Consider the following 11,848-nt stretch of genomic DNA (forward strand, 5'->3'; position numbering starts at 1 on the left):
CCGGCAACACCGCCTTCCGGGAAGCCGACGTCCAGCAGCCGAACACCGCCGCCACCTTGTCGCTCACCAGCAGCTTCTTCGATTTCTCGGCGAAGGTCGGCCAGTCGGACGCGCCGTCCTCCTGGATGATCTTGATCTTGCGGCCGAGCACGCCGCCCATCGCGTTGATCTGGTCGATCGCGAGGCGTTCGGCCTGGATGGAACCGGTCTCACTGATGGCCATGGTGCCGGAGGCGGAGTGCAGCTGGCCGACGGTGACTTCGGTATCGGTGACGGCGAGCTTGGTGGTGTTGACTTTCGCGGTCGGGAACTGCTGCGCAAAAACCACTGCATGGGATGCCATCGCGGTTGCGGCGGCCAGGCCGATCAGGACTTGACGGCGACGTGCCGACTTGATGGCGGGAGAGGACGGGGTGGACATGCGGTACTCCTTTCAGGCAGTGATGGTTCGGACAAGCGGGAAAACTCGGGATGCGCGGCGATGTCGGTTTGCCTTGCCGGCTTGCTGTTCAAGCGGCGCGTCTTGGGATGAAGATTAGAAAATATCGCTGCGATGCAGCAATACGTCGTTTGACGTAATTAGCGAACAGGCATGCAGGAAGAACCACGGCATGCACCGCTTTGTTCAGCGGCTGCATCGCTGCAGTGCGATAACGGTGACGACACGGTGCACGGGTGCCGCCGGCAGGAATGCGCCGGATGCGCAGTACGTCAAACGACGTAGTGTCGGCCACTCGTCCGATGCAGTCCGCATGCGATGTCGTGCATGCCAGAGCCGGCTGGTTCGGATATTGCTTTTAAGGAGGATGAAGCGGCCACCGCACCACGACGTGCATCATGCGGCGCTCCGCCGATGGGAGAAACAATGGATAGCCCTGCCACCCAGCGCATCGTCAAGATCCGGCGCGACTACAACACCTGGGTCGCGAACGAAACGCTGGAGGATTACGCGCTGCGGTTCACGCCGCGCGCCTTTCGCAAATGGTCCGAGTTCCGCATTGCCAATACGGCGCTCGGCGCGATCTCCTTCCTCGCGCTGGAAGCGATCGGCGGCGCGATCACGCTGAGTTACGGCTTCACCAATGCCCTGTGGGCGATCCTGTGCGTGTCGGCGCTGATCTTCCTGACCGGCCTGCCGATCAGTTACTACTCCGCGAAGTACGGCGTCGACATGGACCTGCTTACCCGCGGCGCGGGATTCGGCTATATCGGTTCCACCATCACCTCGCTGATCTATGCATCCTTCACCTTCATCTTCTTCGCGCTCGAGGCGTCGATCATGGCGCAGGCGGTCGAGCTGTATTTCGGCCTGCCGATCGTCTGGGGCTACATCGTCTGCTCGCTGGCGGTAATTCCGCTCGTCACCCACGGCATCACCTTCATCAGCCGGCTGCAGGTATGGACGCAGCCCTTGTGGCTGCTGCTGCTCATCCTGCCCTATGCCTGCGTGCTGGCAAAGGAGCCGACCGCACTATCTGACCTGCTGACCTTCTCCGGCAAGGTGGAAGACGGTACGACATTCAACCTGCTGCTATTCGGCGCGGCGGCCAGCATCGCGTTCTCGCTGATCGCCCAGATCGGCGAGCAGGTGGACTTCCTGCGCTTCCTGCCGGAAAAGACACCGCAGAACCGGCTGCGCTGGTGGACCGCGCTGATCGCCGCCGGCCCGGCATGGATCGTTCTCGGCGCACTGAAGATGCTGGGCGGCGCCCTGCTCGCCTTCCTCGCCATCCAGCACGAGGTGCCGATCGATGCGGCGATGGAACCCACCCAGATGTACCTGGTCGGCTTTTCCTATGTCTTCTCCAGCCCCGCCTGGGTGCTGGGCGCCGTTACCCTGTACGTGCTCGTGTCGCAGATCAAGATCAACGTCACCAATGCCTATGCCGGCTCGCTTGCCTGGTCGAACTTCTTCGCCCGCCTGACGCACAGCCATCCGGGCCGGGTGGTATGGCTGGTCTTCAATGTGCTGATCGCGGTCCTGCTGATGCAGGTCGGCGTGTTCAAGGCGCTGGAACACGTGCTCACCGTCTACTCGCTGGTTGCCATCTCTTGGATCGGCGCGGTGGTGTCCGACCTCGTGATCAACAAGCCGCTCGGCCTCTCGCCATCCCATATCGAGTTCAAGCGCGCCCATCTGTACGACGTCAATCCGGTCGGCGTCGGCGCGATGCTGCTGGCGTCGCTGCTTTCGGGCGCGGCGCTGTCCGGCGTGACCGGGCCAACCGCGCAGGCACTGGCGCCGTTCATCGCGCTCGGCAGTGCGATCGCGATCGCGCCGCTGATCGCGCTGGCAACAGGCGGCCGCTACTATCTCGCCCGCACCGATACGCTCAAGGCCGAGGCAGGCAGGTCGCTGCAATGCGTGATTTGCGAAAACCGCTTCGAGACAGACGACATGGCGCACTGCCCTGCCTACAAGGGCGCGATCTGCTCGCTGTGCTGCTCGCTCGACGCCCGCTGCAACGACCGCTGCAAGACCGGCGCACGCCTGCCCGAACAGGCGGCTGGGGCATTGCAGCGGCTGCTGCCGGAAAGCGTCATGGCAACGCTGCATGGCAGGGTCGCGCAGTACCTGATGCTTTTCGGTGTACTGGCAGGCGCACTGGCCACCGTGCTGAGCCTGCTGTATTTCCAGGAACTTGCGCGCGGGACGAGCCCGGGGTCGCTGTCGACAGCCTCGCCCGAATCGCTGCGCAACGTCTTCCTGCACCTGTACGCCGCGCTGCTGCTGCCGACCGGTGTCGGTTCCTGGTGGCTGGTGCTGACGAACGAGAGCCGCCAGGTGGCGCAACAGGAATCGGACCGCCAGACCAACCTGCTGCTGCAGGAAATCGACGCCCACCGCCAGACCGACATCGAGCTGCAGCGCGCGAAGGAGGCGGCGGAGGCGGCCAATCTCGCCAAGAGCCGGTATGTGACCGGAATGAGCCACGAACTGCGCACGCCGCTCAACAGCATCCTCGGCTATGCGCAGATCCTGCAGATGGACGCGTCGCTGCCGGAGTCCCGGCGGGAGGCCATCGACGTGATACGCGGCAGCGGCGAACACCTGCTCAGCCTGATCGACGGCCTGCTCGACATCGCCCGCATCGAAGCGGGCAAGATGCGGCTCGATTCCGACGAACTGCCGTTGCAGGAATTCCTCGATCAACTGGTGCGCATGTTCACGCCGCAGGCGGCTGAAAAAGGACTCGCCTTCCATTTCACCCAGATCGGCCATCTGCCGCCGGTCGTGCATGCGGACCGCAAGCGGGTACGGCAGATACTCATCAACCTGCTCGGCAACGCGGTCAAGTTCACCGATTCCGGCTCGGTCACGCTGCGGGTGCAATACGTCCGCGGCATGGCACGCTTCGACATCATCGATACCGGCATCGGCATCCCGGCGGCAGACCTCGAACGCATTTTCCTTCCCTTCGAACGCAGCGGCGATGCGCAGTTGCGGGACGATGGCGGCACCGGCCTCGGACTGGCCATCAGCAGCATGCTCGCCCACATCATGGGCGGCGAATTATCAGTGACCAGCAGCATGCATGCCGGCAGCACCTTCACCCTCAAGCTCTACCTGTCGGAAGTGCGTTCGCCGCGGCCGAGGATCAAGCCGCAGGACCATGTGCTCGGCTATCTCGGCCCGCGCAAGCGCATCCTGCTGGTGGACGACCAGCCGTCGCAGCGCAATGTACTGGCCGACATGCTGACCCCGCTCGGCTTCGAAGTCACGCAGGCCGGAAGCGGCGCGGATTGCCTCGCCTGCATGGACCGTGTGCGGCCGGACATGGTGATGCTGGACATTTCAATGCCGGGCATGGATGGGTGGACGCTGTGCCGCGCTTTGCGCGAGCGCGGCCATCTGCGCCTGCCCATCCTGGTCGTGTCGGCCAATGCCTTCGAATCCGTGCCGCGTCACGGCGACGATACCTGTCACGACGGATTCCTTGTCAAGCCGGTATCGCTGATCGATCTGCTGTCGGCGCTGAAACGTCACCTGCATGTCGAATGGCTCGCCAGGCCGCAGGGCCCGCCAGCGCCGGTCGCTGTGCCGGCATCCGCACGCACGGTCATGCTGATACCCCCGAACGCGCAGCTGACAGCGCTCCTCGAACTTGGCTCGGTCGGCTATGTCAAGGGCATTCTCGACAAGCTGGACGAGATCGAGCGACGCGACGCCGCCTATGCGCCGTTCACCGGGGAATTGCGGCAACTGGTCAAGCGCTTTCGCCTGAACGACTATTCCATTCGCATCAAGGAACTGATACGCCATGACATGGACAATATCCAATAGCAACGTGGTCCTGATCGTGGACGACGTGCCCGCCAATCTTGCGCTGCTGTCCGATGCGCTCAATGACAGCGGCCATACGGTGCTGGTCGCCACCGACGGCCTGAGCGCGCTCGAGCGGCTGAACTTCGTAGTGCCCGACCTGATCCTGCTGGACGCGGTGATGCCGGGCCTGGACGGTTTCGAAACCTGCCGCCGCATCAAGCAGATGCGCAGCGCCAGCGATATCCCGGTCGTCTTCATGACAGGACTGACCGAAACCGAGCATGTCGTGAAAGGCTTTGAAGTGGGCGGCGTCGATTACGTCACCAAGCCCATCCAGCCGCGCCAGGTGATCGCGCGCATCACCACCCACATTCGCAGCGCGCGCATGATGGCGCGGGCACGCACGGCGATCGACGCGGCCGATCATGCGGTGATCGTTCTCGGGCCGGATCGCCAGCCGGTCTGGCAGACCGCCAAGGCGATCGTCTGGCTGGACAAGTATTTCGATGACGGCGGATCGACGGCGGCGGCGCTGCCACGCATGCTGGACGACTGGCTGCTGCAACGGCTCGCCGTGGCGGACGCGGATGAGCAGCCGGCTGCGCCGCTGTGCGTCACCCGGGCGGATACCCAGCTCAACATCCGCCTGTCGCGCGGCGATGCCGGCTCGGAACTCCTGCTGTACCTGGAGGAGCGCCGCATCGCCGCTCCCCTCCCGGACAGCGCTCAGGGCCTGGCAGATTTCCGCCTGACGCCGCGGGAAAGCGAAGTACTGGCCTGGGTGGCGAAAGGCAAGACCAACCGCGACATCGCCGAGATCGTCGGCATGAGCCCGCGTACGGTGAACAAGCACCTGGAACATATCTATGTGAAGCTCGGCGTGGAGACACGGTCGGCCGCCGCCGCCCTGGTGGCGAGCAGGATGGGTGGCGGCAATCCCTGATCACCCGGATTTGCCGACTACCGGTCCTTGCGCCGGCTCACCGTCTTCGCAGCCTGCATCGACGCCTTGTACCAGCGCCATCGCGTGCGCATCAAGGCATGCAGCGTCCGGTACTCCTCTTCCTCGTTGGCGGTGCGTACTGCCTGTTCATGCAGCTGGACGAACCTGACGGAAATTGCGTTGGGCCGCCTGCTCTCCCTGACCAGTGTCACTTCATGCCGGATATATGCGGCGAGGCCCATGATGCGCCCGCCGCCATTGCTATCGTCAGTGCGGGACATGCGCGTCAGTTGTCGCCTACCTTGTCCGTCGGGAAGCGGAGGCTGGAACGCAGCAGGTATCCCATCGGCATGTTCATGTTGATGCCGCTCGGTGGTATCGGCTGCCTGAACCATTTATCGTAAATTGGATAAATTTCACCGTCGTTCATGATTCTTGCCAGCTCGCGGTCCACCACCGCCTTGAATGCCGGATCATCCTTGCGCAGCATGATCGCGTAGGGCTCTGTCGACAATGAATCACCAACCACGCGGAAGGACTCCGGGTTCCTGGCCGCCGCCCGCAGGCCATACAGCAGCACATCGTCCATCGCAAACGCATCCGCCACTCCCCGCTCGACCATTCCGAACCCTTCCGCGTGGTCCTTGCTCTCGGCGAGCGTAATATTCAGCGACCGCACCTTGTCGCGGTCAACCAGTGTTTTGGCATTCGTGGTGCCCCGGGTGGTCACGATTTTCTTGTCACGCAGATCGGCCCAATTCGCGATTCCGGAATCGGTCCGCACCACCATGCGGGCGCTGGCCACGAAATGCGATACCGTGAATGCAACCTGCTTGCGCCGCTCTGCCGTATTGGTGGTCGATCCGCACTCCAGGTCGGCTTTTCCCTCCGCGATGGCCTGCATGCGATTGGATGGCGTTACGGCAAGGTAGCGGACATCAAGCTTCGCCAGCTTGAGTTCGCGCTTGATGGCGTCGGCGACCTTCAGGCATAGATCAATGGCATAGCCCACCGGTTGCCTGCCGTCCATATACGAGAACGGCAAGGAGGCCTCGCGGTGGGCAATTACGATGGCCTGGCTGTCCCGGATCCTGTCCAGCGTCGCCGCTGCGGACTGCGACACCGGTACTGCCGATGCGCACAGCGTCACAGCCGCGATGGTTGTTCTTATGCCATTCATGGTCGTCTCCCTGTTGTCGAAGTAGATCGAATCTGCTTCATGCTTTTTTACCGCCGCGTGCATAACCGACGCAGCTGCGGGCAAGAATGTCGGTCGGATCGAGCAGCGCCACGTGCCGCCCGGCAACCGGAAACCGGTCATCCTGCGATAGCAGTAGCGGCAATTCGGTGCAGCCGAGCACCACCACCTCGGCGCCGCGCGCAACGAGATGCGCGAGCGCCTGCATCAGTTCATCGCGGCAGCAGCCGTCGCGATAGCCGGCTTTCACGCCCTGTTCACCGTAGATTGCGTTCATGACCCCCTGCTGGTGTTCGTTGTCGGGAACGACGAGGTCGAAGCCGGCTTTCGCGAATTCGTCGTGATACACCCGGCTTGCGATCGTTCCCGACGTCGCCAGCAGGCCGACGGTTTTGTCGTGACCGTAATGCAGGCTGATGTGCTTTACCGTTTCCACCAGCATGTTGACGATGGGAATGGACAGATAGGGCTGGATGCGCTCGACGAATGCATGGGCGGTATTGCACGGGATCGCTATCAGGTCGGCGTCGGCGGCTTCCAGCTTCTTGCACGCGGCATACATTGCCACGGTGGGGTCCGGGCCGTCGCCGACCAGGTTTCCGGTACGGTCAGGAATGGCGGGGTTATGCTCCACCACCAGCCGGATATGGTCCTGGTCGCGTACCGCGTCGGTGTTGCGAATGATCTTGTCCATGAAGTCGACGGTTGCCGCCGGACCGACGCCGCCGAGGATGCCTACCTTGAATGGTTTCGACGGCGCATCACCTTCGCAGGACAGCGCATGCAGCGCATAGATGCGGTTGACGTCGAGTATGGGAATGCCGCGCTCCTGCAACGCGTCGGCGACGATGGCGATCTCCGTCGCTCCCGGCACGATCAGTTCCGCGCCCTGCAGCAGGAGGTCCCGGCATGCGTCCGCGAGCAGGTCGACTGCCGCTCCCTGCAAGTTCCCGGCCTTGAGTCCTTCCGGCCCGTAGATTGCCGGCATGACGCATGCCTCCTGCACGTCGGCACCCGGATAGAGCAACGCATACCCCGCCGCATCGAACGTGCGCTCGAAGAGCCGCTTGCTCCTGACATAGTCGGATGTCAGGATACCCAGCCTGCATTTATCGGGATGGCGTCGTCCGATGTGCGCCTTCAGCGCTTCCATCATGTTGACCACCGGCAGGCGTATATCCGGCCGCAGTTCGTCGATGAAGGTATGGCTGATGAAACACGGCAGGATCACGCTGTCGACCTTGCGTGATTCGAATCGCCGGATCATGTCAAAAATATAAAGCTTGCGTCCGTTCTGGTTCGCCTGCGCGCCGCCCGACATGCCGTCACTTCCCTGGCTTCCTTCGTCGAAGGCGTGCTGCTCGATCGTCAGATCGAGGTTTTCCGGTGCTTCGTTCGCCGCCCTTGCCTTGACCAGCTTGAAATACATATCCGCCCCGGCGATCGAGCCCAGGCCGCCGATGATTCCGAGGCAACGACGAACTGCTTTTCGCGGCATGAAGAACTCCTTCCGGTTGATTTGCCTGCGGCGGGTGCGTACTCGATGCCGTGCCCGCCGATAAGTAACCTTACCTGCCGCCGGTCCGGCCGTTATGCAAATTAAACCTACATCCATGTCCTGCCGACATAGATAGTCGATAACCTCACCGCGATTGACCGCAACGCGGTTTCAAAGGCACACTGCCCGGGACCGGGACCGGAAAATTTGACAAAAGGCGGCTATGGACACCAGATGGATTGAAGACTTTCTCAGCCTTACCCACACGCGCAATTTTTCCCGTTCGGCGGAAGACCGGAACATTACCCAGCCCGCGCTCAGCCGCCGCATCCGTGCGCTGGAAGCCTGGGTCGGCGCGGACCTCGTCAACCGGAGCAGCTATCCGCTGACGCTGACTCCCGCCGGCAAGTTGTTCAGCGACGCCGCCCGTGAAGCGGTCAAACTCCTGGATGACGCGCGCGCCGTGGTGCGCGGCCAGCGAACCGACGAACGGATGCTGCAGGTGGCCGCCGGCCATACGCTGTCGCTCAACTTCTTCCCGATGTGGCTGAGCGGCGTGCAATCGAAACTCGGCGAGGTGCGGGCGCGCATCCTTGCGACCAATGTCCACGATTCGGTGCTGTCGCTCGTCGAGGGCAACTGCGACCTGCTGCTGTGCTACCACCATCCCGAATTGCCGATCGACCTCGACCCCGCCCGCTACGAATTCATCAGCCTGGGCAGTGAAGTCGTGATACCGGTATCGGCGCCCGACCACTCCGGGCGCGCCGGCTTTTCCCTGCCGGGCAGCACAAAATCCCCCACCGCGACGGTCGCCTATACCGGCGTGTCTTACTTTGGGCGGGTAGTGGACCTGATCCATGCGAAGGTAGGCCAGGAATGCCACCTGCAGCACATCTATGAATCCGACATGGCGGAACTGCTGAAGAAAATGGCTCTTGGCGGACACGGCATGGCATGGCTGCCTGAAAGCTCCATCGTGCGGGAGCTGGCGGAAGGCAGGCTGGTCCGTGCCGGCGGCGATCAGTGGTCCCTTACACTTGAAATCAGACTGTTCCGCGCAATCCAGAACACCAAGCCTGCACTTTTCCGGCTCTGGAAAGGACTTGCGGGCGAAGGTTGATCGACGCTGGCGACCTCCGCTTTCCATACCATCAGCAAGGCAGGCAGCTCAATGCCGGCTTTGCATGAACGTATGTCTAAATGACATAGATTTTCATTTCACCGGAGATAGAATTCCGTCCATCGCAGCATGCCGTCGATAGCGGCATGCACCAGAACGATCGACGATATTCAACTTCAAGGACTGCCGGTGAAAATCAACGAACAATGCAGCAACGAACCTGGCGGACAACGCGTCGAACAACGCTGCGAGCACGACCTGCTCGGCGACCGGATGATTCCGGATCATGCGTACTACGGCATCCACACCTTGCGCGCGCTGGAGAATTTCCCGGTCACCGGCGTCCCGATCTCCATGTATCCGGACCTGATCATCGCGCTGGCCTGTGTCAAGCAGTCAGCCGCCCTGGCCAATCATGAACTCGGCATGCTGGATACCGCGCGCATGCAGGCCATCGTCGCAGCCTGTGCAGACATACGTGAAGGCAAGCTGCATGACCAGTTCGTGGTGGATGTGATCCAGGGCGGTGCGGGCACGTCCACCAATATGAATGCCAACGAAGTCATCGCCAACCGTGCGCTGGAACATCTCGGACGCAGGCGCGGCGACTATGGATACCTGCATCCGAACGAACACGTCAACCTGAGCCAGAGCACCAACGACGTCTATCCGACCGCCTTGCGCCTTGCCGCCCATAGCGGAATCTTCCGGCTGGTGAAGGCAATGGGAAGGCTCGAGCGGGCTTTCCAGTCGAAGGCTAACGAATTCGGCGACATCCTCAAGATGGGCCGTACGCAGTTGCAGGATGCGGTGCCGATGACGCTGGGCCAGGAGTTCAGCACGTATGCGGTCATGCTCGCGGAGGACCAGGAGCGCCTGAAGGAAGCGGCCAGTCTGGTCAGGGAAATCAATCTGGGTGCGACGGCGATCGGCACCGGCATCAATTCGCATCCGGAGTACGCCGGCAAAGTCTGCGGCAAGCTGTCGGACATCAGCGGCATTGCGTTCGTCACCGCGCCCAACCTGGTCGAGGCGACCCAGGACGTCGGCTCGTTCGTCCAGTTGTCGGGCGTACTGAAGCGGGTCGCCGTCAAGCTGTCCAAGACCTGCAACGACCTGCGGCTGCTGTCGAGCGGCCCGCGCGCCGGACTAGGGGAAATCAACCTGCCGCCGATGCAGGCCGGCTCCAGCATCATGCCGGGCAAGGTAAACCCGGTGATTCCCGAAGTGGTCAACCAGATTGCATTCGAAGTCATCGGCAACGATGTCACCATCAGCTTTGCCGCCGAAGCCGGCCAGCTGCAGCTGAACGCCTTTGAACCCATCATCGCGTACAGCCTGTTCAAGAGCATCGCCCACTTGACCAGGGGCTGCGACATCCTCGCCGAGCGCTGTATCGCCGGCATTACCGCCAACCGCGACCGGCTGCGCGGCATCGTCGAGAACTCGATCGGCATTGTCACCGCCCTGAACCCGTACATCGGCTATGCAAGCGCCACGGAGGTCGCACGGGAAGCGCTGGAATCAGGCAGGAGCGTATATGAGCTCGTGCTGGAGAAAGGACTGCTGACCCGGCAGGAGCTCGACGACATTCTCCAGCCTTCCATGCTGACCCGCCCTCGCACGGCATCGCGCGTCGCGCGCACCCATCCGGCATAGGGCGCCCTTGTTGCCGGCCGAATCCCTGATGTTCTTATGTTGCACCGATGTTCCCGATCCACCAATGCATTCAATCTTATGGAGACACAATGACACTGCTTCAATTCATAGGCGCTATGATCAGCGCCGGCATCATCGCCGGCACCGTCCAGGCGCAGGAAACCGGCACGCTCAAGAAAATCAAGGACACCGGCGCGATCACGCTCGGCGTGCGGGATTCATCCATCCCGCTGTCGTATCTGGACGACAAGCAGTCTTACCAGGGTTATTCGATCGACCTTTGCATGAAGGTGGTCAATGCGCTGCAAAAGCAGCTCGGCCTGTCGTCGCTGAACGTGAAGATGAATCCGGTCACCTCCGCCACACGCATTCCGCTGATGGCCAACGGCACTATCGATCTCGAATGCGGTTCCACGACGAACAACCTGGAACGGCAAAAGCAGGTTGCATTCGCGCCGACTACCTTCGTGACGGCCAACCGCGTGCTGTCGAAGAAAGCATCCGGCGTGACCACGCTTGCCGACCTGAAGGGTAAGTCGGTCGTGTCGACATCCGGTACGTCCAATATCAAGCAGCTCACCACACTCAATGGCGAGCGCAATCTCGACATGAACATCCTGACGGCGAAGGATCATGCGGAGGCATTCCTGATGGTGGAAACCAACCGCGCCGTTGCCTTCGTCATGGATGACATCCTGCTTGCGTCCCTGGCAGCAAGCTCCAAGTCGCCGGCCGACTACACCATCAGTAGCGAAGCGCTGTCGGTCGAACCGTATGCCATCATGATGCGCCGCGACGACCCGGCGTTCAAGAAGGCGGTGGATGACGCCATCATTGCGCTGTTCAAGTCGGGCGAGATCAATCGCATGTATGCCAAGTGGTTTCAGGCGCCGATTCCGCCGAAGGGCATCAACCTGAACATCCCGATGAGCGCGCCGCTGAAAGCCGTCATCGCCAAGCCGACCGACTCCGGCGATCCGGCTGTCTACGCGGCAAAGTAATTACCTGGGAGTGGCAGTTTTTGCGGGAGGCATGTGCCTCCCGTTTTTTTGATCCGCAGCATGCAGCACGTCACCGGCAGCAGACAACATCAACGAGAGACAACATGAATTACAACTGGAACTGGCGCATATTTTGGGAGGCGTCGCCCGACGGCGTGG

The 11,848-nt window shown here is 62.1% G+C and carries 9 protein-coding genes; 5 read left to right on the forward strand and 4 right to left on the reverse strand.

From position 1 onward, the window contains the following. A partial coding sequence (locus tag V7080_RS17330; protein ID WP_334189648.1) for a transporter substrate-binding protein occupies nucleotides 1–421 on the reverse strand: 421 nt, incomplete at its 3' end. A gap of 444 nt (nucleotides 422–865) precedes the next feature. Between V7080_RS17330 and V7080_RS17335 the strand changes: the two genes are divergently transcribed. Both V7080_RS17335 and V7080_RS17340 read left to right on the forward strand, forming a co-directional pair. Continuing rightward, nucleotides 866–4,285: an ATP-binding protein gene (locus V7080_RS17335; RefSeq protein WP_334189649.1), complete on the forward strand. Its 3,420-nt coding sequence runs from the start codon at nucleotides 866–868 to the stop codon at nucleotides 4,283–4,285. After that, nucleotides 4,263–5,210, forward strand: a complete 948-nt coding sequence (locus V7080_RS17340; protein ID WP_334189650.1) for a response regulator transcription factor — start codon at nucleotides 4,263–4,265, stop codon at nucleotides 5,208–5,210. The genes V7080_RS17335 and V7080_RS17340 overlap by 23 nt, the downstream gene beginning before the upstream one ends. 17 nt (nucleotides 5,211–5,227) lie before the next feature. Here V7080_RS17340 and V7080_RS17345 read toward each other — a convergent pair whose 3' ends face one another. From V7080_RS17345 to V7080_RS17355, 3 genes are read right to left on the reverse strand one after another with little or no spacing between them, the layout of a single operon-like run. Beyond that, nucleotides 5,228–5,491: a hypothetical protein gene (locus V7080_RS17345; protein WP_334189651.1), complete on the reverse strand. Its 264-nt coding sequence runs from the start codon at nucleotides 5,489–5,491 to the stop codon at nucleotides 5,228–5,230. Between the two features lie 5 nt (nucleotides 5,492–5,496). Further along, entirely contained in the window at nucleotides 5,497–6,390 is an 894-nt protein-coding gene (locus V7080_RS17350) for an amino acid ABC transporter substrate-binding protein (protein WP_334189652.1), read from the reverse strand. Between the two features lie 37 nt (nucleotides 6,391–6,427). Continuing rightward, entirely contained in the window at nucleotides 6,428–7,906 is a 1,479-nt protein-coding gene (locus V7080_RS17355) for an aspartate/glutamate racemase family protein (RefSeq protein ID WP_334189653.1), read from the reverse strand. A 223-nt stretch (nucleotides 7,907–8,129) separates the two neighbouring features. Here V7080_RS17355 and V7080_RS17360 point away from each other — a divergent pair, with 223 nt between their 5' ends. The 3 genes from V7080_RS17360 to V7080_RS17370 all read left to right on the forward strand — a co-directional run bounded on the left by V7080_RS17360 (nucleotide 8,130) and on the right by V7080_RS17370 (nucleotide 11,689). Next, nucleotides 8,130–9,029, forward strand: coding sequence for a LysR substrate-binding domain-containing protein (locus V7080_RS17360; RefSeq protein ID WP_334189654.1), 900 nt, complete (start codon nucleotides 8,130–8,132; stop codon nucleotides 9,027–9,029). A gap of 189 nt (nucleotides 9,030–9,218) precedes the next feature. Next, on the forward strand, nucleotides 9,219–10,688 hold the full coding sequence (gene aspA, locus V7080_RS17365) for an aspartate ammonia-lyase (RefSeq protein ID WP_334189655.1): 1,470 nt from the start codon (nucleotides 9,219–9,221) through the stop codon (nucleotides 10,686–10,688). A gap of 89 nt (nucleotides 10,689–10,777) precedes the next feature. Further along, nucleotides 10,778–11,689: an amino acid ABC transporter substrate-binding protein gene (locus V7080_RS17370; RefSeq protein WP_334189656.1), complete on the forward strand. Its 912-nt coding sequence runs from the start codon at nucleotides 10,778–10,780 to the stop codon at nucleotides 11,687–11,689. Nucleotides 11,690–11,848: the final 159 nt, after the last annotated feature.

This window comes from Noviherbaspirillum sp., assembly GCF_036846085.1.
In the GTDB taxonomy this organism is placed as follows: domain Bacteria; phylum Pseudomonadota; class Gammaproteobacteria; order Burkholderiales; family Burkholderiaceae_D; genus Noviherbaspirillum.